The sequence below is a fragment of the Pseudarthrobacter siccitolerans genome, assembly GCF_001046895.1.
GTDB classification, from domain to species: Bacteria; Actinomycetota; Actinomycetes; order Actinomycetales; family Micrococcaceae; genus Arthrobacter; species Arthrobacter siccitolerans.
The window spans coordinates 26,266-53,108 of the sequence record NZ_CAQI01000037.1 but is presented as its reverse complement, the minus strand read 5'-3'; the positions used below and the strand labels follow the sequence as shown (position 1 = coordinate 53,108).

At 65.2% G+C, this 26,843-nt stretch carries 20 protein-coding genes; 8 read left to right on the top strand and 12 right to left on the bottom strand.

Annotation, left to right across the window (positions count from 1 at the left end; all coding sequences use genetic code 11):
- Positions 1-12: 12 nt before the first annotated feature.
- The 4 genes from ARTSIC4J27_RS07240 to ARTSIC4J27_RS07225 all read right to left on the bottom strand — a co-directional run bounded on the left by ARTSIC4J27_RS07240 (position 13) and on the right by ARTSIC4J27_RS07225 (position 8,366).
- A complete protein-coding gene (locus tag ARTSIC4J27_RS07240; RefSeq protein ID WP_050054539.1) occupies positions 13-1,479 on the bottom strand; it encodes a sensor histidine kinase in 1,467 nt (488 codons plus the stop codon).
- A 28-nt stretch (positions 1,480-1,507) separates the two neighbouring features.
- Positions 1,508-6,361: an NAD-glutamate dehydrogenase gene (locus ARTSIC4J27_RS07235; RefSeq protein WP_050054538.1), complete on the bottom strand. Its 4,854-nt coding sequence runs from the start codon at positions 6,359-6,361 to the stop codon at positions 1,508-1,510.
- 107 nt (positions 6,362-6,468) lie between these two features.
- Complete coding sequence (locus tag ARTSIC4J27_RS07230; protein WP_050054537.1) at positions 6,469-7,725, bottom strand: AAA family ATPase; 1,257 nt, start codon at positions 7,723-7,725, stop codon at positions 6,469-6,471.
- Complete coding sequence (locus ARTSIC4J27_RS07225) at positions 7,722-8,366, bottom strand: SAF domain-containing protein (protein WP_050054536.1); 645 nt, start codon at positions 8,364-8,366, stop codon at positions 7,722-7,724. Before ARTSIC4J27_RS07225 ends, ARTSIC4J27_RS07230 begins: the two co-directional genes overlap by 4 nt.
- A 155-nt stretch (positions 8,367-8,521) precedes the next feature.
- Between ARTSIC4J27_RS07225 and ARTSIC4J27_RS07220 the strand changes: the two genes are divergently transcribed.
- Positions 8,522-8,737 (top strand): helix-turn-helix domain-containing protein, encoded by a 216-nt coding sequence (locus ARTSIC4J27_RS07220; protein WP_045729765.1) that lies wholly within the window; start codon positions 8,522-8,524, stop codon positions 8,735-8,737.
- Between the two features lie 39 nt (positions 8,738-8,776).
- On the opposite strand, the gene ARTSIC4J27_RS07215 is transcribed toward ARTSIC4J27_RS07220, so the two are convergent.
- The gene (locus ARTSIC4J27_RS07215) at positions 8,777-9,343 is read right to left on the bottom strand and encodes a hypothetical protein (RefSeq protein ID WP_050054535.1); all 567 of its coding nucleotides are present in this window, start codon (positions 9,341-9,343) and stop codon (positions 8,777-8,779) included.
- A gap of 142 nt (positions 9,344-9,485) precedes the next feature.
- On the opposite strand from ARTSIC4J27_RS07215, the gene ARTSIC4J27_RS07210 reads away from it, so the two are divergent.
- On the top strand, positions 9,486-10,316 hold the full coding sequence (locus ARTSIC4J27_RS07210; protein ID WP_050054534.1) for a LysM peptidoglycan-binding domain-containing protein: 831 nt from the start codon (positions 9,486-9,488) through the stop codon (positions 10,314-10,316).
- A gap of 49 nt (positions 10,317-10,365) precedes the next feature.
- The gene (locus tag ARTSIC4J27_RS22900; protein ID WP_050054533.1) at positions 10,366-10,854 is read left to right on the top strand and encodes an Rv3235 family protein; all 489 of its coding nucleotides are present in this window, start codon (positions 10,366-10,368) and stop codon (positions 10,852-10,854) included.
- A 130-nt stretch (positions 10,855-10,984) separates the two neighbouring features.
- Here the strand turns inward: ARTSIC4J27_RS22900 and secA are convergent, their stop codons facing one another.
- The 7 genes from secA to mtrA form a co-directional block, all read right to left on the bottom strand.
- A complete protein-coding gene (gene secA, locus ARTSIC4J27_RS07200; protein WP_050054532.1) occupies positions 10,985-13,723 on the bottom strand; it encodes a preprotein translocase subunit SecA in 2,739 nt (912 codons plus the stop codon).
- Between the two features lie 99 nt (positions 13,724-13,822).
- On the bottom strand, positions 13,823-15,034 hold the full coding sequence (locus ARTSIC4J27_RS07195) for a winged helix-turn-helix domain-containing protein (RefSeq protein ID WP_050054531.1): 1,212 nt from the start codon (positions 15,032-15,034) through the stop codon (positions 13,823-13,825).
- 32 nt (positions 15,035-15,066) lie between these two features.
- Positions 15,067-15,792, bottom strand: a complete 726-nt coding sequence (gene hpf, locus ARTSIC4J27_RS07190) for a ribosome hibernation-promoting factor, HPF/YfiA family (RefSeq protein ID WP_050054530.1) — start codon at positions 15,790-15,792, stop codon at positions 15,067-15,069.
- A gap of 144 nt (positions 15,793-15,936) precedes the next feature.
- Positions 15,937-16,860, bottom strand: coding sequence for a ComF family protein (locus ARTSIC4J27_RS07185; RefSeq protein ID WP_235436587.1), 924 nt, complete (start codon positions 16,858-16,860; stop codon positions 15,937-15,939).
- A gap of 71 nt (positions 16,861-16,931) precedes the next feature.
- Positions 16,932-18,650 (bottom strand): LpqB family beta-propeller domain-containing protein, encoded by a 1,719-nt coding sequence (locus ARTSIC4J27_RS07180; protein WP_050054529.1) that lies wholly within the window; start codon positions 18,648-18,650, stop codon positions 16,932-16,934.
- The gene (mtrB, locus tag ARTSIC4J27_RS07175; RefSeq protein WP_152683804.1) at positions 18,647-20,392 is read right to left on the bottom strand and encodes an MtrAB system histidine kinase MtrB; all 1,746 of its coding nucleotides are present in this window, start codon (positions 20,390-20,392) and stop codon (positions 18,647-18,649) included. Before mtrB ends, ARTSIC4J27_RS07180 begins: the two co-directional genes overlap by 4 nt.
- A gap of 136 nt (positions 20,393-20,528) precedes the next feature.
- A complete protein-coding gene (mtrA, locus tag ARTSIC4J27_RS07170) occupies positions 20,529-21,203 on the bottom strand; it encodes an MtrAB system response regulator MtrA (protein WP_050054527.1) in 675 nt (224 codons plus the stop codon).
- Between the two features lie 185 nt (positions 21,204-21,388).
- On the opposite strand from mtrA, the gene ARTSIC4J27_RS07165 reads away from it, so the two are divergent.
- The 5 genes from ARTSIC4J27_RS07165 to ARTSIC4J27_RS07145 are packed head-to-tail and all read left to right on the top strand — an operon-like array spanning position 21,389 to position 26,831.
- Positions 21,389-22,684 (top strand): DUF7847 domain-containing protein, encoded by a 1,296-nt coding sequence (locus ARTSIC4J27_RS07165; protein WP_235436586.1) that lies wholly within the window; start codon positions 21,389-21,391, stop codon positions 22,682-22,684.
- The gene (locus ARTSIC4J27_RS07160) at positions 22,674-23,321 is read left to right on the top strand and encodes a DUF4129 domain-containing protein (RefSeq protein ID WP_050054525.1); all 648 of its coding nucleotides are present in this window, start codon (positions 22,674-22,676) and stop codon (positions 23,319-23,321) included. Before ARTSIC4J27_RS07165 ends, ARTSIC4J27_RS07160 begins: the two co-directional genes overlap by 11 nt.
- Positions 23,318-24,532, top strand: coding sequence for a DUF4350 domain-containing protein (locus ARTSIC4J27_RS07155; RefSeq protein ID WP_050054524.1), 1,215 nt, complete (start codon positions 23,318-23,320; stop codon positions 24,530-24,532). The genes ARTSIC4J27_RS07160 and ARTSIC4J27_RS07155 overlap by 4 nt, the downstream gene beginning before the upstream one ends.
- On the top strand, positions 24,529-25,539 hold the full coding sequence (locus ARTSIC4J27_RS07150; RefSeq protein ID WP_050054523.1) for an AAA family ATPase: 1,011 nt from the start codon (positions 24,529-24,531) through the stop codon (positions 25,537-25,539). The genes ARTSIC4J27_RS07155 and ARTSIC4J27_RS07150 overlap by 4 nt, the downstream gene beginning before the upstream one ends.
- A complete protein-coding gene (locus ARTSIC4J27_RS07145) occupies positions 25,539-26,831 on the top strand; it encodes a DUF58 domain-containing protein (RefSeq protein ID WP_050054522.1) in 1,293 nt (430 codons plus the stop codon). The genes ARTSIC4J27_RS07150 and ARTSIC4J27_RS07145 overlap by 1 nt, the downstream gene beginning before the upstream one ends.
- The last annotated feature ends 12 nt before the right edge of the window (positions 26,832-26,843 follow it).

Here is a 26,843-nt window from a genome sequence, read left to right as displayed (position 1 = left end):
GTTTGTCGCCGGTTACTTGGCCGGAAGGACCAGCCGGATCTGGACCGCAGTGCCGCCACCTTCACGTGGAAGCCACTGGATGCTCCCGCCAAGTTCACTGGTGACCAGCGTGCGTACGATCTGCAGGCCAAGACCCTCTACGTGGGGTGTGTCAGGAAGGCCCACCCCGTCGTCGGCAATCGTCACAGTGAGCTCCTCGCCGTCGTCCCCTTCGGAGCGGTCGGCAAGAAGCCAGACTGTTCCCGCCCGCCCTTCCAGGCCATGCTCCACAGCATTGGTGACGAGTTCATTGATCACCAGCGCCAGTGGAGTGGCAAAATCACTCGGCAATTCTCCGAACAGGCCTGAACGCTCGGTCCGGACCTGTTGCGATGGCGAAGCCACTTCAGCGGAAAGCCGGAACTGCCGCCCGATCAGTTCGTCAAAGTCCACGCTCTGTGTGAGGCCCTGGGACAGGGTCTCATGAACCAGCGCAATGGTTGCCACCCGGCGCATCGCCTGCTCGAGCCCCTGTTTCGCTTCATCGCTGACCATTCGGCGGGATTGCATCCGCAGCAGTGCGGCAACGGTCTGCAGGTTGTTTTTGACGCGGTGGTGGATCTCGCGGATGGTGGCATCTTTGGTCACGAGTTCCATCTCGCGCCGCCGGAGTTCGGACACGTCGCGGCAGAGGACCAGCGCGCCGAAGCGCTGCTGCTCATCACGCAGTGGAATTGCCCGCAGTGACAGGCTCACGCCGCGGGACTCGATCTCACTGCGCCACGGCATCCGGCCGGTTACTACCAGGGGCAAGGTTTCGTCCACCATCCGGCGGTCCTTCAGCAGGTTTGCCGTGACCTCGGCCAGCGAGCGTCCCTCCAGCGATTCCCCGTCACCCAGGCGCCGGAAAGCGGAGACCCCGTTGGGGCTTGCGTACTGCACCACACCCTCGGCGTCCAGCCTGATGAGCCCGTCCCCCACACGGGGCGCGCCGCGGCGGGAACCTGTGGGTGACGCGAAGTCCGGCCACAGCCCCAAGGTGCCCATCCGCAGCAGATCGTAGGCGCACTGCCGGTACGTCAGTTCCAGCCGTGAAGGCATGCGCGAACTCGACAGGTCCATGTGCGTGGTGACCACGGCCAGGGTGCGCCCGTTCCGGACCATGGGCACAGCCTCAACGCGGAGCGCCATCTCGCTGCTCCAGTTGGTTTCACTGGAGCGTTCGATGGAACGGCTGTTCCAGGCCTTGTCCACCAGCGGCTGGAGGTCCGAGCGGATGGGTTCGCCCACGAAGTCGCCGTGGAACACCGTATGGGTGGTGGATGGCCGGACGTGCGCCAGCGCCACATACCCGTGGTCGGGGTGGGGGAACCACAGCGCCAGGTCCGCGAACGCCAGGTCCGCGACCATCTGCCAGTCCCCCACCAGGAGGTGCAGCCATTCGGCATCGCCCGGCCCGAAATCAGCGTGTTCCCTGATAGGGTCCGTAAAGATTGCCACTGCACCTCCATTTGCGACGCAGCATAGGCTAGCGTCGGACGATTGACCTCAAGAGCCTCAATGCTACCGATAGTGAAGCCATATCGTCGGCCTCGAGGGCATTGACCTCATCGAACATGCTCTTCGCCCGGCCGAGCTGCTCCGCGTTCTGCGCTTCCCAGTCCTTGAGCCGCGCTTCCGGTGAGTCGCCGGCCGCGGTGGCGTCCAGCACCGCCGTCGTCATGTCCGAGACTGTGGAGTACAGGTCATCGCGCAAGGCCGCCCTGGCCAGGGCCTGCCACCGGTCCTGCCGCGGCAGGCTGCTGATCCGTTCCAGGAGCGAATCCGCATGGAACCGGTTGAATACGGTGTAGTAGACCGCTGCAATCTCCTCCACCGGATTCTTGCGCGCCCGCGCAATCTTCGCGATGTCCAGCAGGACAAAGCTCTCGAAGAGCTCCGCCCACCGCAGGGCCAGCCCTTCGGGAAGCTCCCACTCGCGCGCCGTCTCAAGCCAGCCGGCTACCCTGTCCCGGTCGTCGCCGCGCAGGTAGTCCAGCAGGCGGGCCCGCATCGGGTCGACGAGGGGCTTGAATTCCTCCACAACGTCGGCAATGGGCCGGGTAACGCCGCCCTGTCCCAGCAGCCACCGGACTGCGCGGTCGAGCAGCCGCCGGATGTCCAGGTGGACGGTGCTCCACTGTTCGGTGGGGAACGACGCCGGCAGGCTGTTCAGTTCCTCAACCATCGCGTCCAGCTCGTAAACCTCGCGCAGGGCGACGAAGGCTTTCGCCACGGCAACTTCCGAAGCCGAAGTCTCTTCCATGGTCCGGAAGGCGAAGGTGATACCGCCAAGGTTGATCATGTCGTTCGCCACTACCGTGGCGATGATTTCGCGGCGCAGCGGATGCGTGTCCAGCTCCGCGTCGAAGCGATCGCGCAGCTGCTCCGGGAAGTAGGCGCGCAGCGTCTTCCTAAACCACGGGTCGTCGGCGAGGTCGCTGTCGCGCAGCGCGGAGGCCAGTTCAATCTTGGCGTAGGCGGCAAGCACCGACAGCTCCGGCGAGGTCAGGCCCTGGCCCTGCTGCAGCCGTTCCTGCAGCTCGGCCGTGGTGGGCAGCGCCTCAAGCTCCCGGTTCAGGTCGGCCTTCTTCTCCAGCCAGTCCATCAGGCGTTCGTAGCTCGGGCTCCACTCGGCCACGCGGGTACGGTCGTTCAGCAGCAGGATGTTCTGGTCGATGTTGTCCTCAAGGACGAGCCGGCCCACCTCGTCGGTCATCGAGGCAAGGAACCCGGCGCGCTCTTCGGCGGACAGCTTCCCGGCAGCCACCATCCGGTCCACGAAGATCTTGATGTTGACCTCGTGGTCCGAGCAGTCCACGCCGGCAGAGTTATCGATGGCATCCGTGTTAAGGATGACCCCCTGCAGCGCAGCCTCAATACGGCCACGCTGCGTCATGCCAAGGTTTCCGCCTTCGCCGACTACCTTGACGCGCAGGTCCTTGCCGTCCACGCGGATCGCATCGTTGGCCTTGTCCCCTACCGAGGCATTGGTTTCAGTGCTCGCCTTGATGTAGGTTCCGATGCCGCCGTTGTACAGCAGGTCCGCAGGCGCCAGCAGGATGGCGCGGAGGAGTTCGGGGGGGCTGAGTTCGGTGGTGTCCGCAGGCAGTCCCAGGGCAGCCCGGACCTGGGCCGACACCGGAATCGACTTCGCCTGGCGCGGGAACACGCCGCCGCCTTCGCTGATGAGGGACTTGTTGTAGTCGTCCCACGAAGACCTGGGCAGTTCGAACAACCGCTGCCGCTCCACAAACGAGGTCTCCTCGTCCGGGTTGGGGTCGAGGAAGATGTGGCGGTGGTCAAAGGCCGCAACCAGCCGGATATGGCGGGAAAGGAGCATGCCGTTGCCGAACACATCGCCGGACATGTCCCCCACACCCACCACGCTGAACGGCTGCGTCTGCGTGTCCAGGTCAAGCTCGCTGAAGTGGCGCTTTACAGATTCCCAGGCGCCCCGGGCGGTGATGCCCATGGCCTTGTGGTCGTATCCCACCGATCCGCCGGATGCAAAGGCATCCCCGAGCCAGAAACCGTATTCGGCGGCCAGCCCGTTGGCGATGTCTGAGAAGGTTGCGGTTCCCTTGTCGGCCGCCACCACGAGGTAGGAATCGTCGTCGTCGTGCCGGACAACGTCCGACGGCGGGACGAGCCGCTCGCGGCCGCCTTCCGTCAGGAGGTTGTCGGTGAGGTCGAGCAGGCCGCGGATGAACGTCTTGTAGCTTTCGATGCCTTCGGCCATCCACGCGGCGCGGTCCACTGAGGGATCCGGGAGCTGTTTGGCGAAGAAACCACCCTTGGCACCGGTGGGCACGATGACCGCGTTCTTCACCGTCTGGGCCTTCACCAGGCCCAGGACTTCGGTGCGGAAATCTTCACGCCGGTCGGACCAGCGCAGGCCGCCGCGGGCCACCTTGCCGAACCGGAGATGGACGCCCTCGACGCGGGGGGCGTAGACCCAGATTTCGAACATGGGGCGCGGGAAGGGCAGCCCCTTGATCTGCGCCGGATCCAGCTTGAAGCTTAGGTGCGGCTTGTACTGGTAGAAGTTGGTCCGGAGTGTGGATTCGATCAGGTTGAGGAAGGTCCGCAGGACGCGGTCCGCATCCAGGGTGGCAACTTTTTCGATGGCCTCGGCCAGTTCTGAACGCACCGATGCCTGGGCCTCAACCCGCTGGTCTTCGCTCAGCGACGGATCGAACCGGGCGGCGAACAGAGCGCTGAGGCCCCTGGTCACGTCCGGATTCGCGAGCAGCGTGTCCGCCATAAAACCGAAGGAATTGGCGTTGCCCATCTGGCGCATGTACCGGGCGTAGGCGCGCAGCACCGTGATCTGGCGCCACTGCAGTCCCTCCCGGAGGGCCAGCCTGTCAAAAGCGTCGGACTCGGCAGCGCCGGTCACGGCGGCACCGAACGAATCGGCCAACAGCTCGTTGGTGGCCAGCGGATCAACCCCTGCCGGGTACTTCAGGCCGAGGTCATACAGGAAGAAGTCGCGGCGGTCCGCCGTCTCGATCTCGAACGGGCGCTCGTCGAGCACCTCCAGGCCAAGGTTGTGGAAGAAGGGCAGGATCTGGCTCAGGCTCTTTGGCTCCAGCATGTAGAGCTTGACCCGGGCGTCCTCCTCCAGCGTCGCCCCCGCACCTTCGGGCAGGTAAACGTGGACGCCCGGGCGTTCCTGCTTCGCTCCTGCCGTCCGTTCCGCGGCTGCACCATATTTTTCGAAGCGGGCGATGTCCTCAAGGGCGTCCTCAACTTCATAGTCCACCCGGTAACTTGCCGGAAAGGCTTCGGACCAGATGGCTGCAAGCTCCTTGGCCTCAGCGACGTCCCGGCCTTCGCGCAAAACTTCGGCGATGCCCTCACTCCAGGAGCGGGCGGCCAACACGAGCCGCTTTTCCAGTTCCTCTGTGTTCACATGGCTGACGTCGGCACCTTTGGGCAGGCGGATGCGGAAGAAGAGCCTGGCGAGTGCAGATTCCGTCATCCGCGCCTCGTAGTCGATGGACACGGCCTGGAAGGTTTCGCGCAGTTCCTGCTCGATGCGGAGCCGGACGTTCGTGGTGTATCTGTCCCTGGGAAGGTAGACCACCGCGGACATAAAGCGTCCGTAAATATCGGGCCGCAGGAAAAGCCGGGTGCGCCGGCGCTCCTGCAGTTTCTGGATTCCCAGGGCTGTGGCGGCGAGGTCCGGGACCTCGATCTGGAAGAGTTCGTCCCTGGGGTAGGTCTCCAGGATGCCCAGGAGGTCCTTGCCCGAGTGCGAGTCCGGCGGGAAGCCGGCGCTGTTCAGGACGGCGTCGACCTTTTCCCGGACGATCGGGATGCTGCGGACGGAGCCGGTGTAGGCGCTGGTGGCGAAAAGGCCGATAAAGCGCTGCTCACCGTTGACGTTGCCTGCCGCGTCGAAACTCTTGATGCCGATGTAGTCGAGGTATGCGGAGCGGTGGACCGTGGAGCGCGAGTTGGCTTTCGTGATGACAAGGGCACGCTTTTCGCGGGCTTTCTTCCTGCCGGTGTCCGTCAGGTGCTGGATATGCGGTGAATCCGCGGCTGCGCGCAGCAGTCCCAGGCCGCTGTCTTCGCGCAGTTCCAGGACGTCTTCCCCGTCCACGTTGAGCAGGTCGTATTCGCGGTAGCCCAGGAAAGTGAAGTTGCCGTCGTCCAGCCAGTGCAGCAGGTCCTTCGCCTGGCGCAGCTCGGCAATCTGCGCAGGGTTGGCCACCTTGTCCAAATTCTCGGCGATTTCGAGCGCTTTCTGGCGCATCTTGGGCCAGTCTTCAACCGCCGCCCGGACGTCATTGAGAACCCGGCGCAGGCCTTCCAGGAGCGAGGCCTTCACTTCATCGGAGACGCGGTTGATCTCAACGGCGATCCACGACTCCATGTACGAGGCGTTTTCACCCTGGGCGATGAGGTGGGACAGGTTGGGCATGGCAGCGGTGTCACCGCTGGAGATGCCGATATGGGAGGGAACCTTATTAACCTTCACCAGCGCGCCGGTTTCCCTGTTGCGGGCGGCTACAAACAAGGGGTGGACCACCAGCCTGATGGCCGCGTGCTGGCGGACCAGCTCTGCGTTGACGGAATCGACAAGGAAGGGCATGTCGTCTGTGATAACGAAGACCACGCTGCTGTCTTCCTCATCTTCGATGGAGATGTTCGCCTGGCCGGGTTTCCGGACGGAAGCGGCGCTGCGGTGCCTTTCCGCCCGGGTGGTCAGTACGTCCCCGGTGTAACTCCGGGCGTCCTCTTCGGCCAGGTGCTCATAGTAGTCCCCGAGAAAGCCTTCACGGCCTTCAATGGAAAGGGGCTGATCCTCCACGCTGGATCCAGACGACATCGACAAACGCCTCCATCACAAGTCTTCGCTGCATCGTTGCAGCTCTTACGGCGAGCCTAGTCTTTTAGTTTCCGCCTTGCTGTGGAAGAAAATACAGAGGTTTTAGATTATTGCTGGGCAGGTGCACAAACAAGGGCGGCGATGGCGCGGCGAAGCGGAGAATCCGGGGCAGCCTCGAGCAGCAGGGAGCCTCCGAGCAGCGCCGCGTCCGCCGCCGCTGCGTCGTCCGGCAGGAAGGCTTTGACTTCCGACGCCGGGCCGTACCGTGCCCAGGCATCCTGCAGTTGACGCTCCGGGCCCCGGCCCACCGAGGACGAGCGGACTTTGTTCATGACCACGACGGGCGCGGCCTGCGGCACTGCGGCTTCAAGCTCGGCGAGGCCGCGGACAAGGCGGGGCACGCCCACGGGATCGGCGGCTCCCACGGCGTAGACAGTGTCCGCCAGCTCCAGCGAACGAAGGGTGGCTGCATTGCGCCGCGGAGCCATCGTGTCAAAACTCAGTTCCTCGTCAGCCTCCAGGCAGAAACCGGTGTCCACCACAACAACTTCGGCAATCTGGCGGGCACGTTCAAGCACCAAGGCAAGGGCCGGTGCCCGCAGTTCGGTCCAGCGATCCGCGCGCGTGATACCGGTGAGTACACGGAAGGAGCCGAGTTTTGTGGCAACCGGAGTGGCCACCCTCTTCAAGGCGGCAGCGTCCAGCAGGCCCTGGTCCGCAAGCCTGCAAGCCTGGGCGAGGCCGGCGGATTCATCCATCAGGCCCAGCACCGCAGCAATGCTCGCCCCATAACTGTCCGCATCAACAAGGAGGACGCTTTTGCCTTCTGCGGCCAGTTCCCCGGCAATATTCGCCGCAACGGTGGTCCGGCCCGGTGATCCTGCCGGTCCCCAGACCGCGATGATCCGCCCGGGACCGGGTTCGTCAGGACTGCTGGCAGATTCCACTTCAATGGGGGTGAGGGCCGCCCCGGGATCGGCCGCGGAACTCCGGTGGGCTCCGCGGGGTCCGTCCCCGGTGAGCAATGCCACCGCCTCGGCAATCCTGTCCGACAGCACCGCCGATTCAACCCCGGTCAGGGCTGAGGCCACCCCTATCCCCCTCAGCCTGGCGGCTTCCTCGGCAGAGTCGGTCAGTGCGATGACGGCTACACCCACTGCGCCCAGGCGGTCAACAAGGGACGCGGTCAGATCCTCGGAGCCGTCCGCCACTACCGCAGCCCGCGCGAGGCCGCTCTGGCATGCGGCCAGCAGCTCGGTAAGCTCCGTACATCTCCGCACTACCGTCACGGGTCCATGCAGGCGTTCGAGCCCGCCGACCAGGTCCTCGCGGCTCTGGCCAACGGTGACGACGGGAATGCTCATCGAGTGCCGCCCCCCGGATTCCAGACCACGGAGATCTTCGCTTCATTGGCCTGCGCACCAAGCAGGGCAGGCATCTGCGCGTCCTCGACGAGCACCATGAGCACGGTGGTGCGGGATGATCCCAGCGCAGTTGTACCCTCGGTGACCTCGGCGATCTCAGCGCCGGGAAGCAGAAGTTTCGGTTCGCTGAATCCATTACGCGCGTCAGGCTGGGCCACCCAGACATCAACCCTGGCGCCCGGGACCGCCTGGGCGGGCAGTGTTTCCTCAATGGCCAGGGCAACAGGCTTGCGGTCAAGCTCATCAACCGCGCCCAGGCTGGCCTTGGGCACCAGCTGGCCCTTGCCGATTCTTTGTACTGCCACAACGCCTTCCGGCAGCCCCGACTCGGCCGTGATGTACTGCGACTCCACCTCATTCAGCCTGACCTTGGCCCGCACTACATTCTCAGGCGTGAGCTTTTCACCCACGGAGATGCCGTCCCGGGCAGCATAGACCTCTGTGGTCCGGTCCGCACTCCCCACCAGGAAAACGACGCCGGCCACGGATGCCAGCACCAGGAGGACACCTACCAACAGACGGGGATCCTTCCAGGAAGGTCTTTTCAACCTGGCCGCTGTGGCAGATGACTCAGGAACCATTACTTTTTCTCCCCCCGATGTGCAGCGGGACTGCACAATGTACCCCGACTCCCCATTGTTGCGGCAGGCGCCCGGGAACAAAAGCCATAAATCCAAACAAGGTCAAATTGTGGATAACGCCAGCAAAGAACACCCAACAGTGGCAAAATGAGGGCATGCCCAGGTTTCTCACGCTCGCAGATGTCGCGGAACAGCTTCAGATCAATTCCCCGGCTGCTTACGCCCTCGTGCGCAGCGGTGAGCTCAAGGCCATCCAGGTGGGCGGCCGGGGCCAGTGGCGCGTCGAGGAAAAGATGCTTGAGCAATACATCGAGGAACGCTACGCCGAGGCCAGCCGGATGATCCAGGAGTCCAAGTCCAAGTCGGTCTGACTCCTGTCCACGAGCCTAGGCCGCTACTCCCACGCCAGCTCACTCGACTGAACGGAGTGAGCTGATGGCCCCCAAGGCAGTAAAGGGAATAGTGGCAACCTGGCTGACCTGATGGTTGCGCCGCGCCTCCCCGCGAGGAAGGACTGCAAGGTCAAGATGATCCTTTCCAACACGATCGATTACCCCTCCCAGCCGCACCGACCCCGAAGCACTCCCCACAAGGACTGAGAGCTCCGCCCGGTCCCGTGCCATGCTGCGCAGGGCATGGGACAGCCCCAGCCTGCTCCGGACCGCCGACGTCTCCATGACTGAGAGCCTGCCCAACCCCACGTACCGTGCCGCCGCTGCATACGGCACCAGAACCTGGTGCTGTTCTTCGTTCAGAACCAGTGCATCTGCGCCGGCGTACATCAGCGTGCCTGAAAATGATTCCCCTGACGACAGGAAGACGGTAAGCCGGCAGCCCAACACTGCACGCAATCGGTCAGCGAGTTCCAGGCCAACCATTTCCGCCCTGGCCCGTTCGTTGATTTCGGCGTCAAGAGCCAGCCGGTCCGCTTCGGTGAATTGGCTTTCCAGGTCGTTAAAGAGTGCATCCCAGCGCATTCGGCCAGCGTAGGGTCCTACTGCCCATCGGTCAACGGCCGAAATCTTTTTCTCTCCAACGTATGGACAAAGGACGAATAGTGAGGGCAAACTGAAGCCACTTGCATCAAAGACCATCAAAGTACATCAAACAGGAGCTCCAATGGCGAAAGAAGTTGGACCGCAACCGTGGACCGACGCCATTTGCGCGGCAGTAATACTGCTGTTGGGTGTGCTGCTGTACGTAGTTGGTGCCGGGCTGCTTGAACAATGGCAGCAGTCCTCGCTCCACCGCCAGGGACCGGACGTGGAGGACCTGCTCTCAGCGGCGGCAGCAATCAGCGGGGCCCTCCTGGTGGGCTGGTGGGTTGTGTCCCTGCTCCTGGCCACAGCAACCACAGCGCTGGACCGGATGGGAAACCTTCGGGCCGCAGCAGTAACGCGGAGACTGTCGCCGGCCTTTATGCGGCGGCTGGTGCTTGCTGCCCTGTCTGTCCAGCTCGTGGCTGGCCCTGCCGCCCACGCGGATACGACAGTTCCGGGTCCGCAGTGGGCTCCCACCCAAGACCAGGTTTCCTCCGCTCCGGCGGACCCCGGAAACGCCGCCGGCTCATCGGCTTTTACCACCCCCGGTGACGGAGCCGACCGGGTGATGGCCCATCCGCCGATTGAAGAAGTTGTGAAGGACAACACGCCTCCTCCCTCCAGGCTTGAGCCGGGCTGGCAGCCAGCCGCCCCGACGATGAGCCCAGGACTGTTGACGGCTCCCGGAGTGCGCAGCATCGGGGACGCAGGAACGGAAGCCAGGGCCGTCACGGTCCTTGCCGGAGACACGTTGTGGGACATCGCCGCGTTTGCCTTGGGGCCGGAAGCGACGGATGTCGACGTCGCCTTGGCGTGGCCCCGGTGGTACGAGGCCAACCGGTCCGTCATCGGCCAGAATCCGGATGTGCTGCTTCCGGGACAAATCCTTCAGCCGCCCTCCGCGGCATAACTACGGGCCGGGCTTCCAAGTATCCCGGCCGCTCATTAAGGGGAATGCTATGACTGCAGTTACACCGATCAGGGCTGGCCAGCGACCTGGAGAGGCAGGAAGCCCTGCCCGGCAGGTCCTACCGGCTCCCGCCTCCGGATCCGCGCCAACCCATGCCGGAAATCCTGCGGGATTGCGGCCCGTTGATGAACTTTCCGAGGTCCGCGCGGTCACCAGGAGCACGGTGCAGGCGGCCATGGAGGTGCTCGCCGGAATCCGGCCAGTCCACCAGCTGGCACGCCGGCTGGACCCGCGGTGCCTGTCAGCTCTGCAGCACCGTGCCTGTCTCATCAGGCGCGAAGTGGCCCGGACGAACAATCCGGCACTGGCACGGCTGCACAGGAATTCAACGGTTCGCTCGGTGCGCGTTTGCGAAGTGGCTGCGGGAATTTTCGAGGCCAGTGCCGTGGTGGTTGACGACGTCCGTGCCCGGGCTGTTGCGCTTCGGCTGGAACGGGGCAAGCAGGTGTGGCGGGTCACTGAGCTTGTCATTGGCTGAGGACCCACGTCATTGGCCGAGGGCCGCGGCCCTCAGCAGCACCGAACTGCAGTGGAACTGGAGCAGGGCCGGGATATGCATCCCGGCCCTGCTCCAGTTGTGAACTTTCCGCCCGCTATCCGGCGGGCGGTTACCGCTTCTTCTTCTTCGCGGGGCGCTTGGCAGCATCCTGGGCTGCTGCCTTGGCCGGGTTTCCAGAACGGCCGGACTGCCGCGTCTCCACCCGGGTCTGCGTGCCGCCGCTTTCGCTGGGCGCCGTGTACTGCAGCTGCGCCGGCTGCGCCGGGGCTTCCAGCCCGGCGGCCCGCACCTGGGGCTCGACGTGCTCGGTGTGCCCGCCCTCGGCGTCGGCAACCACCACGTCCTGGGCGGGAGTGACTTCCACTTCCAGATTGAACAGGAAGCCCACACTTTCCTCACGGATGGCTTCCATCATGCTCTGGAACAAAGCGAAGCCCTCACGCTGGTACTCAACGAGCGGGTCGCGCTGGGCCATGGCACGGAGTCCGATGCCCTCCTTGAGATAGTCCATCTCGTAAAGGTGTTCCTGCCACTTACGTCCGATGACTGAAAGGACAACCCGGCGCTCCAGCTCGCGCATGCTTTCCGAGCCAATGGTCTCTTCCCGGGCCTGGTAGACCAGACGCGCATCGGACAGCAGCTCTTCCTTCAGCATCTCGACAGTAAGCCTGGACTTTCCGCCGGCTTCCTCGATGATCTCCTCCGGGGTGACACTGACCGGGTAGAGCGTTTTGAGGTTGGTCCACAGCTGGTGGAAGTCCCAGTCGTCCCCGTTGCCTTCGGCGGTCGCAGCGTCGATAAGAGCCGTGATGGTGTCCTCCACGAAGTACTGCACCTTCTCGTGCAGGTCGTCGCCTTCGAGGATGCGGCGGCGGTCGCCGTAAATGGCCTCGCGCTGGCGGTTGAGGACGTCGTCGTACTTCAGGACGTTCTTGCGCTGTTCGGCGTTGCGGCCCTCCACCTGGCCCTGCGCGGACGCAATGGCGCGGGAGACCAGCTTGGATTCCAGTGCGACGTCGTCGGGTACTGAGCTGTTCATCAGGCGTTCGGCCGCGCCGGAATTGAAGAGGCGCATCAGGTCATCGGTCAGTGAGAGGTAGAACCGGGACTCGCCCGGGTCCCCCTGGCGGCCGGAACGGCCGCGGAGCTGGTTGTCGATGCGGCGTGACTCGTGCCGCTCAGTGCCCAGCACGTAGAGGCCGCCGAGGTTCAGCACTTCCTCGTGTTCGTCCTTGACAGACTGCTTTGCAGCTTCCAGGGCGTCGGGCCAGGCGGACTCGTATTCAGCTGAGTTCTCTTCCGGGTCAAGCCCGCGCTTCGCCAATTCGGCCACGGCAGTGAATTCGGCGTTGCCGCCGAGCATGATGTCGGTACCGCGGCCGGCCATGTTGGTTGCCACGGTGACGGCACCCTTGCGGCCGGCCTGGGCCACGATGGCAGCTTCACGTGCGTGGTTCTTTGCGTTCAGGACCTCGTGGCGGATGCCTTCCTTGGCCAGGAGCCGCGACAGGTATTCGCTCTTCTCGACGCTGGTGGTGCCCACAAGCACCGGCTGGCCTTTTTCGTGGCGCTCGGCGATGTCCTTGACGACGGCGTCGAATTTGACGGTTTCGTTCTTGAAAACGAGGTCCGGCTGGTCGATCCGCTGCATGTCCCGGTTGGTGGGAATGGGCACCACTCCGAGCTTGTAGGTACTCATGAATTCCGCGGCCTCGGTCTCGGCGGTACCGGTCATGCCCGAGAGTTTGTGGTACATGCGGAAGTAGTTCTGCAGCGTCACCGTGGCCAAAGTCTGGTTCTCGGCTTTGATCTCAACGCCTTCTTTGGCCTCAATGGCCTGGTGCATGCCCTCGTTGTACCGGCGGCCGGCGAGGATACGCCCGGTGTGCTCGTCAACGATCAGGACCTCGCCGTCGAGGATGACGTAGTCCTTGTCCCGCTTGAACAGTTCCTTGGCCTTGATGGCGTTGTTGAGGAAACCGATCAGGGGTGTATTGGCGGATTCGTACAGGTTTTGGATTCCGAGGTAGTCCTCGACCTTTTCGATGCCGCTTTCCAGGACGCCGACGGTGCGCTTCTTTTCATCGACTTCGTAGTCCTTCTCCGGCTGGAGCCGGAGAACAACCTTGGCAAATTCGCTGTACCAGCGGTTGGTGTCGCCCTGGGCGGGACCGGAAATAATGAGCGGCGTACGCGCCTCGTCGATGAGGATGGAGTCCACTTCGTCAACGATGGCGAAGTGATGTCCGCGCTGGACCAGCTCGGCCTTGTCCCAGGCCATATTGTCGCGGAGGTAGTCGAAGCCGAATTCATTGTTGGTGCCGTACGTGATGTCGGCGGCGTACATCTGGCGCCGGACGGAGGGATCCTGGTTCGAAAGGATGCAGCCGCTGGTCAGGCCAAGGAAACGGTACACGCGGCCCATGAGGTCTGACTGGTATTCAGCCAGGTAGTCGTTCACCGTAACGACGTGGACACCCTTGCCGCTGAGCGCATTGAGGTAGGCAGGAGCCGTTGCCACCAGGGTCTTGCCTTCACCGGTCTTCATTTCTGCGATGTTGCCCAGGTGCAATGCGGCGCCGCCCATCAGCTGGACGTCGAAGTGGCGCATTCCCAGCGTGCGTGAGGACGCTTCCCGGACCGCGGCAAAGGCCTCCGGAAGCAGGTCGTCAAGCTTTTCGCCGTCCTGGTGGCGTTCGCGCAACCTGTCAGTTTCCTCGCGGAGTTCGGCATCCGTGAAGGTCTTGAACGAGTCTTCCAGGGCATTGATGGAATCGGCATAGTTCCGCAGTTGCCGGAGTGTTTTTTTGTCACCCGTGCGGAGAAGTTTTTCGATAAGTGATGCCACGTGAAGATGCTCCCAGTCTTTGCCGCCGAATTCTGGCGTTTTTAGTCTACGGGAGAGACACCGGACCGCTACTTGTTTTCCCTCAGAGCGGAGAGCGGCCTATCCCGCTGCCACCGCATGGGCGAGTTCCCCGGCGAGATCGCCCCGCGGGCAGACCTCCACACCGGGCAGTCCCAGCCAGTCCCCCATCAACCTGAGCTCCGCGGCGAGTTCGACGGCGGTATCCGGCGGGGCACCAGGTTCGGCAAAGGCGGACCGGGCCAGCAGTTTCCCGGCTGCGCGGTCAGCTTTGAGGTCCACCCGCGCCACGATCCTGTCGCGCAGGAGGAAGGGCAGGACGTAGTACCCGTACCTCCTTTTGTGTTCGGGCGTGTAGATCTCGATCCGGTAGTGGAAGCCGAACAGTTCCTCCAGCCGGCGCCGCTCAAAAACCAGGGAATCGAACGGGCTCAGCAGGGCGCGGCCGGCCGCACTCCGCGGCAGCCTGGCCTCGGCATGAAGGAACACCTCACGGTTCCAGCCCGCCACGGTCACCGGCTCCAGCCTGCCGGACTCCACCAGATGCTCGACTGATGCCGCGGCCGCCTTGACGGGGGTTCGGAAGTAATCGGCGAAACACCGCACGGTGCCGATGCCGTGGGCCCGCGCGGCGGCGTCGATAAGCCTGTGCAGGGCACGAACCGGATCATCCTCCCCCGGTTCAGCAACCGAAAGATCCGGCAGCACCTTCGAGGTGAGCGTATACCGCCGCTCAAATTGCTCGGTCCTGGAGGCCGCCGACACAAGGCCTTCCTCGAAAAGGTGCTCGAGGACCCGCTTGACCGCGCTCCAGTTCCAGCCCCAGTTGTTGTTCTGCTTTTCCTCGACATGGCCGATCCTGTCCGCGATCTGCGCCGCAGTCAGGGGCCGTGCCGTGGCGAGTGTTTGCAGGATCCTGGCGGAGATGGCGGCGCGCACGGCCGGATCCATGCTGTGGGCACCTACCCAGGTGCGTTTCTGCCACAAGCGGAGATCGGCGAAGTGCTCGGGCCGGATGTAGCTGGCTTCGTGGGCCCAGTACTCCACCATGCGCCGGGGATGGGTGGCCGACATCCGCTGGAGGATGGTGCGGTCGTAGTTCCCGAGCCGGGAGAAGAAAGGAAGGAAGTGGCTCCTGGCGAGGACATTGACGGAATCGATCTGGACAAGCTGGAGCCGGGCAAAGGTCCGGCCCACCGTCCGTGATGTCACGGGGCCGGTGGGCCGTCCTTTGTCGAGTCCCTGTGCTGCCAATGCGATCCGCCGGGCCTGGTCCAGGCTCAGCGTCGGCACATCAGTCCTCTCTGTGGATGGTGGTTACCACCCTAGGCGTTGGCTGCTGCGTCGTCGGAACGGTACGCGAGGATCTTTTCTTCAACCACGGTGTCGCCCGGTTCGCATTCGTGGTCCAGGGTGATTACCCCGTAGGTCCAGCCGCGGCGCCGGTACACAACAGACGGTGTGTTCGTGGCCTTATCCACGAAGAGATAGAAATCGTGGCCCACAAGTTCCATGTTGTCCACGGCGTCATCGAGTGAAAGCGACGCGGCGGGGAAGACTTTGCGCCGGATCAGGACCGGGGAATTACCGGCCGGGATGTCGTTGTCGACATCATAAGGAGACTTTTCTGCGGGAGCCGGCGAAGCTTCGCTGCGGTGGCTCGCCTCGACGTAAATCGGTTCGTGGGCGCTGGCGGGTTCAAGCGTGGCGGTGGCTTCACGGACGGCTTTGGGTGTGTGGCGTCCGTGGTGGACCTTCTTGCGGTCCTTGGCGCGGCGGAGCCGCTCGAGCAGCTTGTTGTATGCGAGGTCGAAGGCAGCGAATTTATCAGCGGCGCTTGCTTCGGCACGGATCACCGGCCCCCTGCCCAGTACTGTCACTTCTACAGTCAGCTGGTCGCCGGTCTGCCGTGAGTTGGTCTCCTTTGAAACTTTCGCATCGACGCGCTGGACCTTGTCCCCCAACGACTCGATCTTTGAGATCTTCTCCCCGGCATATTCGCGGAACCGGTCTGAGACTGTCAGATTTCGTCCGCTGATCATAAACTCCATGGTGCCCTCCAAATGACTTCGGTGACACGACGGCAGCACTTCGCTGGGCCGATCTGTTTGACAGTCAAGCCCCTTTCCGAGCCGCCATCGACAGGTACATTCTGTTCTTGGTACCCACCACCGACGTTAGTTCATAGCCACCCGTTATTCATCCTTTCGTGGTTTATTTTTTTCTAAGTCATGCCCCTTTCCGCGGCCCTCAACGGATGCGGCGCCGGCACCTGCGGAGTCCGGCGGGCGTGTCGCGGCGAGGACTACGGCGCCGGTCACCACAGCACCCGCGAGGTGCAGCGCCCGGGCTGCTTCCGAGAGCGTGGCCCCCGTCGTGAGGACGTCGTCGACAATGATGCAGGGGTGTCCGGCCACCTTGTTCCGCCCGCGCCGGCGGACCCGCATGGAGCCCCGCACCCGCCTGGCGCGGCCGCCGCGGTCCAGGCCTTTCTGGCCTCCGGGCAGCTGCAGAACGCCGGCTCCGCTCTTTTCCAGGACGTTAACCACGGGAAGGTCCGGCAACTCGCGTGAGACCTTCCGCAGGAGCAGGTGGACGGGGCTGAAGCCACGCTTCAGGAAAGCTGCGTTGCTGGTGGGTACCGGCACCAGGAGGATGCCTGCTGTGCCCTCCGTTCCCGCCCGGACGGCACCGGCGAGCGCCCGGCCCAGGCTGTTCCCGAGCTGGTGCTGGCCGTGCCGTTTGAAAGAAAGCAGGGCCTGCGCCAGTTCCTCCCTGTACACGCCTGCGGCTACCGCCGGCAACAGCACCGTCCCGCCGACGTCCATTAGGGCCGGAGCTCCCTGTTCAGCCCGAAAAGGTTCATGGGTGAGCCGTCGGATGTTGCGGTCGCATGGAATGCACAGCGCCCGGTCTTCGGCTCCACAGCATACGCAGTCCACCGGAACCGCCAGTGCGAGGAGATCCGCTGCCGCTCCTGCCAGGTGGTCCCCCAGTCGCAGCAACGCGCTGTGGTGGTCGGAGCGGTGCCTTGCAGGGCGCTCATCGGCCGGGACAAGGTCCGGGTCGAGGCGGACGTTCCCTGGCGCCCCGGCCGGCACCGTCAGTCTGTGGCTCACCGGTCAAGCATCCGCCGGGCATGTCCAAGGGGACACCCCACAGGCCCCCTATGTGGACAACAGCACCGCCTTCAGCCCGGGAATGAGGGGTCGATAGGTCCCTTGATCTGCGGCGACCAGCCGTTGCCCAGCCGCTGGAAGACGCCCTCCGCGGACTGGGCGTAGATTTCCTCCGGTCCGTTGCCGGCACTGAGTGCCACGAGCCCCGGCCACGGAGCCAGCTGCTGCGGCTGCCCCGACGTGAGCGAGAGCAGTTCCGGTGTGACGTTCGAACCGGCCGCCCCCTTCATTACGGCAACGGTGGTATCGCTGACCCACACACCTTGGTCGGGCCCGCTTTCGGTGGCCAGTGTGACAGGCGGCGTGAGCTCGCGGGGCGTGCCGTCGCCGCCGCGGATAATGCCCGTGACCTGCACCCGGGTCTTTCCGTTTTGCTCTGAGATCACCAGCGCGCGGACTCCCTCCCGCGAGATCCGGAAGTCCTTGACCGTCCGGCCCGCCAGCCAGGCGGGTGTCAGCGTGGCCGAGGGTACGGAGGCCCCCTCGGCCACTCCGGTGGGCCGGAACGCGACAACTTCGGTTCCCCCCGTGGCTCCCGGGCCCGCCGACCACAGCCAGTCGCTAAGCCCGAATGACGGCGGCGTCAGGGCGCTTCGTGTGGTCAGTGCCCTGGCAGGCTGGCCGGGATTGATGCTGTACAGGGTGGTGCGGCTGTCGTTGAGGAAAGCTGCCGTCTGCGATACCGGCGATTCGGCGGGGAACCGCGGCGTCAGAGACGATACCGGCTGAATGTCCGGCAACGGCGAGATCCTGTTGTTTTCGTATCGGACGAGCTCGTTGCCGCTGACCGCGATCTGGCGTGAGGGCACACTCTTGTCCACCACCGGGGGCAGGACCGAGCCGTTATCCTCCACGCGGACCAGGTCCTGGTTGGCGCGGAGCTCAACATTGACGACGTCCGGCTGGCTGCGGAAGGTCAGCGTCAGCTGCATCTGCATCCGCAGCCGGTCTTCGGGCGATGTTTCCGTCAGTTCCTTGGCGGTCAGGTCCACCTGGGCTGCACCTGAAACAACGGGCACCGATTCCCGGGCCAGCTTGATGCCTGAGGGAAAGGCGCTGGCTACGGCACCCCGCAGGTACGGCGCCGGCCCTGCAAGCAGCGCGCTGGTCATCGCCTTGACGGTTTTGTTCTTGATGAACCAGCGAACGTCCGGCACCGCATAGGTGAACGTGGGGTCATAGAAGTAGATGGGGTACGCGCCGTAGATTACCTTGAAGGTTTCTTCGGCGATGGCAGTCCCGTCGGGCAGGGCAGAAATACGCCACTCCCCGTCCACCTGCGTGACGGTGACCGGGATTTTTTCGATGGTCCCTTCCGGTGACTGGGTTGCTATCCCGTCAGCATCCACGGTGTACGCGACGTCGAGTTCGTAGTTGTAGACGTTTTCGGCTTCGCCGGGCACAACCTTCGCTTCCCGGTATACGAGGGCACGCTGGTCCGGCTTCCAGGAAACGGACGAGGCCTGGGTCAGATACTGCCGCGCGACTGCGTAGTCGTCCTCGTAGCCGCTGCCGGCACGATAGAAGTAGTCGATGATCGTTTCCGGTGACGCGCCGGCTTGCGGCGCTGCCGGCAGGAACACCGGGGCGCTCAGGTTGCCCGCACTGCTCTCGCTGCTTTTGCCCACAGGGCCGGACGTTGGTATCCGGGCGCAGCCGGCCAGCAGGGCAAGCAGGAGCACCAGCAGCGAAGCGGCCAGCCTGGCCCCGGTGGCGGCACGGCCCGTCATGGAGTCTCCTTCGAGGGTGCGGGAGCCAGCGGAGTGCCGGCCTCAAGGACCAGCATGTTCCTGTTGTCTGTTTCGCCGGGGATAGTGATGTCCTCCGGTTCCAGCTGCACGGGTGACTTATCGATCTCTTCCCCCTGGCGCAGGGGCAGTGTCAGCCTGAAGTTGGCACCGCTGCCCTTCTTACCCCACGCCTGCAGCCACCCGTTGTGGAGCTTGGTGTCCTCCATTGCGATGGAAAGCCCGAGGCCGCTGCCGCCTGTGGTGCGGGCACGGGCCGGGTCTGCCCGCCAGAACCTGTCGAACACACGCGCGGCTTCCGCAGGCGCCATGCCGATGCCGTGGTCGCGGACGGCGATCCCGACGGCGGTCTGGCTGGCTCCCACGGTGACCGTCACCGGCTTCCCCTCGCCGTGTTCCACTGCATTGAGGATCAGGTTCCGCAAGATGCGGTCGATCCTGCGGGCGTCCATCTCGACGACGATGGCGCCTGCGGGGGCGCTCAGGATGATCTCGGAGCCGTATTCGGCGGCGACCGGCGCCGCCCCTTCGATCACGTGGGCCACTACCTGAAGGATGTCTTCCGGCTCGGCGTCGAGCATGGCAACGCCGGCGTCGAAACGGGAAATTTCCAGCAGGTCCGAAAGGAGGGACTGGAACCGCTCCACCTGGTTGTACAGCAGCTCCGCCGAACGCTTGTTGATGGGATCGAAATCGTCCCGGGCGTCGTACAGCACTTCGGCGGCCATCCGGACTGTGGTCAACGGTGTCCTCAGTTCATGGGAGACGTCGGACACGAAGCGCTGCTGCATCTGGGACAGCGTAGCCAGCTGGGTGATCTGCTCCTGGAGGCTGGCCGCCATGTGGTTGAAGGAGGCACCAAGGCGTGCCACCTCGTCCTCGCCCCGGACCACCATCCGTTCCTGCAGCTGGCCGGCCGCGAGTTTTTCGGAGACCATTGCGGCATGGCTCACGGGGCTGACCACGTTGCGGGTCACGTACCAGGCTATGGCGCCGATCATCAGGACCAGCACCGCCCCGCCGGCCCACAGCACGCTTTGAATCTCGTTCAGGGTCTGCTGGGCGGTGTTGAGGTCGTAGATCAGGTACAGCTCGTAGACGGTGCCGTTAAAGGTCACCTTGTTTCCCACGGCGATGCCGGGCCGGTCCTCGGTGCCCACCGGGATCACGGTTGAGGCCCAATACTGGTCCTTTCCGGATTCCTGGACGGCCTTACGCAGTTCCGGGGGGATGACGCTGACGGTCAGCTGGTCCGAAGCCCGTGATTCCACCCAGCGGTTCCGCGGCTTGGTCTGTTCGGGCATCGCCTCGAAGACGTATCTCCGCTGGATCACCGAGCCCCGGCCCTCCACGGCGTTCAGGGTGTCGTACACCAGGGTGATCACGCTGGACTGGTCGGTGACCTGGGCGCCGTCGAACGTGTCCTGCACCTGCTTGACGTTGTAGCGTGTCTCGGACTCCGCCTGGGTCAGCCGCTCCTGGAAGAGGTTGTTGGCGATCTGGTTCGAAAGATAAGCGCCCACTACGGCAAAGGACGTAATGGCCAGGAGCAGGGTGGTCAGGACCGTGCGGAACTGCAGCGACCGGCGCCACCGCTGATGGAGCGCCCGTCCTATATACCGGAGGGCCGGGAGGAACTTCCGGAACCCGGTCCTTACCAGCCTGGCGACGCGCAGGCTGACAATCAGGGCGCGGCGCTGCCAGATCCTGGCCTGGAAGGACAGCCGCCGGAAGCCGACGGCGCGGGCATCGGTATGTTCTGGACCATTGGGGTGCCCAGGCTGGTGGTTCCCGCCTGCGGGGCCGGCAGGACTTTCCGTGGCGGGTTCGTTTGCAGGTCCCCCGGGGGGAACTGCGGGGTCAGGCCCCTGCTTTGTAGCCGACACCACGCACCGTCAGGACAACTTCCGGGGCTTCCGGGTCCTGCTCGATTTTGGACCGGAGCCGCTGGACATGGACATTGACCAGCCGCGTGTCGGCGGCGTGGCGGTAGCCCCAGACCTGCTCCAGCAGCAGCTCGCGGGTGAACACCTGCCACGGCTTGCGGGCGAGTGCCACCAGGAGGTCGAACTCCAGGGGCGTCAGGGAAATCCGCTCGTTGCCCCGGCTCACTGTATGGCCGGCGACGTCGATGGTGATGTCGGCGATCTTGAGGGTTTCGGGGGCCTTCTGGTCGCCGGGACGCAGCCGGGCACGGACGCGCGCCACCAGCTCGGCAGGTTTGAAGGGCTTGGGCACGTAGTCGTCGGCGCCGGATTCCAGCCCCCGGACGACGTCGGAGGTGTCCGACTTGGCGGTCAGCATCACGATGGGCACGTCCGACTCCGCCCGGACCTGCCGGCAGACTTCGATCCCGTCCACACCTGGAAGCATCAGGTCCAGCAGGACGAGGTCGGGCCTGGATGAACGGAACACGTCGAGCGCCTTGGCGCCGTCAGCGCAGAACACCGGTTCGAAGCCGTCATTGCGAAGAACAATTCCGATCATCTCGGCCAGTGCTTCGTCATCGTCTACCACCAGAATGCGTGCCTTCATAGTTATATATTCCCTTATCAGGCAGGCTTTGTCCTGTTCAGCGCCTTGCGGCATGGCGGAACGCTAGGTAGCCGTGCCCGCGGAACTATAGGCTGGGAGCATTGCCGGAGGTTCCCGGTGCCCACCGTTCTGTCGCGGCCCGGGCCTGGCTGCTTCAGTCACTGGTACAGGGGGAAGGAACACGGGTGTCAGAACAGGATCCGGGCGCGGAGCGGCCCCAGCCACCTGGCGGGCAGCCGCCTGGTGCGGGCGGGCAACCCCAATGGGGCCAGCAGCCTGGCTGGGGTGCGGCGCCTGGCTGGGGACAACCCCAAGGCCAGCCGTACTGGGGCTCGCCGCAGCCTCCCTACCCGGGCCCGCCCTATGGCCCGCCAACTTATGGCCAGCCTGCTTTCGGCCAACCGCCCTTCAGCCCCTACGGCCAGCCCCGCTACGTTTCGCCGCCGAAACCGGGAATCGTCCCGCTTCGTCCCCTGATGTTCGGCGAGATTCTGGACGGGTCCTTCCAGACCATCCGCCGGAACCCCAAGGCCATGCTGGGTGCTTCCCTCCTCGCCCAGTCCCTTGCTGCGATCCTTGCCGCTGTGATCACTGCCGTCACCGCAACCTCCATGGTCTCCATAGAGGCCTGGGCAGAGAGCGCCAGCCCGGCTGACTTTGCCTCCCTGGGCCTGGGGTTCCTGGCCGCCGTCCTGCTGGTTGCCATCCTTACCCTCTTTATCTCGGCCGTCCTCCAGGGAGCCATGGTGGTGCCGGTGGCACGGTCCATCCTCAACCGCCCCACGGGGTTCCGGCAGATGTGGATCCTGGCACGTTCGCGGGCGTGGACACTGGTACGCCTGGCTGCGGTGATGATGCTGGCCGGCCTGCTCGCTTTCCTGCTGCCCGCAGGCCTGGCCGCAGCGCTGGTTTCCACCATGGAAGGAACGGGGATCCTTTTCCTTATCCCCCTGATTCCCGCTGTTGTTGCCTTGCTTATCTGGATCTATATCAAACTGATGGTGGCGCCCGCCGCCGTCGTGATCGAAGATCTGGGCGCGCTCCAAGCCTTGCGCCGTTCCTGGGCGCTGACCCGCGCCAACTGGTGGCGGATCTTCGGCATCACCCTGGTGGTGAGCATGCTGGTGGGCATCATCGGGCAGGTGGTCATGATCCCGGTGAGCCTGCTACCCACGTTCCTCTCCGGTTTCCTGTCGCCACATGCCGGCAGTGACCAGGACATCACAGTGGCGGTTGCCGTAGGGGTTGCCACGGCGATTGTGGGCGCCCTGGTGGGCGCTGTCGGTTATGCCTTCCAGACCTCTGTTATGGCTTTGATTTACATGGATCTGCGGATGCGCAAGGACGGCCTGGATATTGCGCTGCTCCGCCAGCTGGAAACCGGGGCGGACCCGGATGGCATTCCGGGCCGCGGCATCGCCGCCAGTCCTGGGCCGGTGCCCGGGACCGGCCAGGGCGGGGTCTGGCCGGATGTCCGCTGAGCCTCCTGTCCTGCCCGCCGCGGAGGAAGCCCGCCGCTGGGCCGCCGAGGAACTGTCCAAGTCCGAATACCGGGAAGCGGAACCTGGCTGGCTGGACTCGTTGTGGCGCGGTTTCCTGGACTGGCTGGCATCGCTGGACGGGCCGCCCGGAGCCGACGCCCCGGTGCCGGGCCCTGCCATCGGCGTCGTAATCGCCGTGGTCATTGCTGTTGCCATCATCCTGGCCCGGCCCCGCCTGAATCCCAGAGCCCGGCAAGCCAGGGAAGTCTTCGAGCCGGACAGCGAACTCACTGCCTCGGACTACCGGCAGCGGGCAGCCGCGTCGGCCGCCGCCGGGAAGTGGGGGGACGCCGTCGTCGACCGCTTCCGTGCCGTGGTCCGCTCCGCCGAAGACCGCGTGGTACTCGAACCCCAGCCTGGCCGGACGGCGGACGAAGCCGCTGTCGCCCTGTCCCGGCCCTTCCCGGCCGAAGCAGCGCGCCTGGACCACGCCGCAAGGACTTTCGATGCAGTCCGCTACGGAAACTGGGCCCCGGGCAGCCCCGACTACGAGGCACTGACCAGGCTGGATACGGACCTCGAGGCAACCAGACCCGTCCGGCCGGAAACGGCGCTGGATCCGGCGGGCCAGCCATGACCGAAGCCCTGCAGGATACAGCCAGACCGGAAAACAAAGAAGACGGCGGCAGCCCGGATTCCCGGGCTGCACTGGGCAGGAACCCCTTGCACTGGCTTCGACGGCACCGCGGATTGGCGGTCCTGGCGGCCGTGGTGGCCGCCGCTTTGGGCCTGGTCATCTGGGGGCAGTTTGCCCCGAAGGGGGACGGTGTTCCCCTGTCCGTCCGGAATCCGGCACCGGAGGGCGCACGGGCTGTCAGCGAGATCCTTGGCCGCCACGGCGTAAGGGTCAACGACGTCGCAAGCTTCGACGAGGCCATGGCTGCGTTGGAGGGCAGCGGCTCCCCCACTCTCCTGCTCTACGACAGGAACGGGTACCTGGATGACGACCGGCTCAGCGAGCTGGCCGATGCCGCCGGGCAGGTGGTGGTGATCTCGCCCCGGCTGCAGACACTTGCCGCCCTGGACAGCGGCATCAGGCAAGCAGGTGTGGTGCCGGAGTCGGTGCCGGTCCTGGAGCCCGGTTGTTCCCTGCCGGACGCAGAGGCCGCCGGCCAGGTCACCGGCGAGGGTGGCTTTGTGTACGACGGCGGGACGTCCTGTTACCGGCCTGCCGGCACCAGCGCCGGGCTGATGGCCGTCAGCGGCGACGGCCGCCTCACCGTGCTGGGCAGTACCGCTGTCCTCAGCAACGACAAGCTCGACGAACTCGGCAACGCCGCCCTGGCCATCCGCACGCTCGGCAGCTCACCGGAGCTCGTGTGGTACCTCCCGTCCCTTGAAGATCTGGACACCACCGGTTCCCCGCAAACACTCGACGAACTGGCACCTGACTGGTCGCGCTTTATCGGGTTGTGGCTTGCCGTGGTGGCACTGGCGGCCATCGTGTGGCGCGGCCGGCGGCACGGACCGCTGGTGTTCGAACCCCTGCCAGTGGTGGTCAAGGCAGTGGAAACCGCGGAGGGAAGGGCCCGGCTTTACCAGGACGCGCGCGCCATCGGGCAGGCAAGGGACAACCTCCGCGCCGGAACCCTGGTGCGTTTGGCCAGGAAACTCCGCCTGGGTCCGGCCGCCACGGCCGATGAAGCCGCCGAAGCGGCAGCCCGGTTCCTGTCCCGGCCTTCCCATGAGGTCAAGCAGCTCCTGAACGAACATCCGCGCACCGAGGCACGGCTTGTGGCCTGGGCGCAGGAACTGAACACCCTAGAGAAAGAGGTCAGTAGCCGATGAGCGAACAAGGCAGCGGCCCCCGGGTCCTTGATTCCAGCGGCCAGGACCCTGCCGGACATGCTTCAGCCCGGCAGGCGCTCCTTGACGTGCGCCATGAGGTGGCAAAGGCCGTGGTGGGGCAGGACGCCACCGTTACGGGCCTGCTGATCGCCCTGCTGTCCCAGGGGCATGTGCTGCTGGAGGGCGTACCCGGTGTGGCCAAGACCCTGCTTGTCCGTGCACTGTCCGCGGCGCTGAGCCTCGACACCAAGAGGGTGCAGTTCACGCCTGACCTCATGCCGGGCGACGTCACCGGCTCCCTGGTCTATGACTCGCACACCTCGGAATTTTCGTTCCGCGAAGGTCCTGTGTTCACCAATCTCCTGCTGGCCGACGAAATCAACCGGACGCCGCCCAAGACGCAGGCCTCACTCCTTGAGGCCATGGAGGAACGGCAGGTCTCGGTGGACGGCGCCTCCCGCCCGCTGCCCTCACCGTTCCTGGTTGCCGCCACCCAGAACCCGGTGGAGTACGAGGGCACCTATTCCCTCCCCGAGGCACAGCTGGACCGGTTCCTGCTGAAGCTCACCATGCCGCTGCCGGAACGCCGCGATGAGATGGAAGTTATCCGGCGGCACGCGGCCGGCTTTGACCCCCGCGACCTTGCGGCAGCCGGCGTCCGGGCCGTGGCGGGCGCCGCGGATCTGGAGCGGGCCCGGCAGGCAGTGTCCACCGTGGCAGTGGAGCCAGAAATCATCGGTTACATCGTGGACCTGGTGCGGGCCACCCGTTCTGCGCCGTCCTTCCAGCTGGGCGTCTCACCCCGCGGCGCCACGGCCCTGCTGAACACGTCCCGCTCCTGGGCCTGGCTGTCCGGAAGGAGCTACGTCACTCCTGACGACGTCAAGGCCCTGGCACTGCCCTGCCTGCGGCACCGGGTGGCGCTGCAGCCGGAAGCGCAGATGGACGGGGTCCGGGTGGATGACGTACTGGGCAGCATCCTGGCCTCCGTTCCAGTACCCCGCTGATGGCCATCTCCGGGCGTTTTGTGCTCCTGGTGCTGGTGGGCCTGGTGCCGGTGCTGCTGCTGCCCGGCTGGGGAACCGTGTTCCTCGTTGCATGCTGCCTAGCCGCCCTGGCCGCCCTGGACCTGGTCCTGGCCGGTTCACCGCGCAGCGTTCATCTCGAGCGCCGGGACCCTGGCAACGTGAGCCTGCAGGGGACCGCGGAGTCCGTGCTTACTGTCACCAACAACGGCGGGCGCCGGCTGCACGGAACACTTCGGGACGCCTGGCAGCCATCCGCGGGAGCTCGGAATCCGGTCCGGAAACTTGACATTCCAGCTGGCGAAAGCCGACGGGCCACGGTGCGGCTGCAGCCTGTCCGGCGCGGGGACCTCAAGGCCCCGCACGTCACCATCCGCAGTTTCGGGCCGCTGCTGCTCGCGGCACGCCAGCGGACCCTCAGCTGCCCCGGGCTGTTGCGGGTCCTGCCGCCCTTCCATTCCCGCCGGCACCTGCCCTCCAAACTGCGGAAGCTGCGCGAACTGGACGGCAAGGCTGCCGTCCAGATCAGGGGTGCCGGGACTGAATTTGATTCCCTCCGCGATTACGTCCGGGGCGACGACGTCCGGTCCATCGACTGGCGTGCAACAGCCCGCCGTTCAGCGGTGGTGGTGCGCACCTGGCGGCCGGAACGCGACCGCCGCGTGGTGATGCTCCTGGATACATCACGGACGTCCGCAGCAAGGATCGGCGACGAGCCCTGCCTGGATACCGGTATGGAAGCCGCCCTCCTGCTGGGTGTCCTTGCGGAACGGGGCGGAGACAGGGTGGACTTCCTGGCTTTCGACCGGCGGACCCGGGCCAGGGCCGGATCAGCGGGCCAGGGGAACCTCCTCGGCCAACTGGTCCAGGCCATGGCCCCGCTGGAAGCCGAACTCATCGAACTGGATTGGCAGGCAATCCCGGTGCAGGTCCGCGCCGTGTCCGCGCACCGGTCCCTGGTGGTGCTGCTGACCTCTCTGGAAGGCGGCGCCCCGGAGGAAGGCCTGATCCCCACCGCTGTGCAACTGGCACGCCAGCATGTTGTGGTGGTGGCAGCGGTGCGGGACCCCCAACTCGGCCTGATGCTGCAGGAGCGCGGCAACGCCGCCGGGGTCTTCCGGGCCGCCGCCGCCGAGCGCTCACTCCTGCAGCGGGCAGCAGTAACGGCTGAACTCCGGCAGCACGGTGTGGAGGTGGTGGACGCAGAGCCGCAGGAGCTTCCGCCGAGGCTGGCCGACATGTACATCAGGCTCAAGGCGGCAGGTAGATTGTGAAGGACCAGCCAG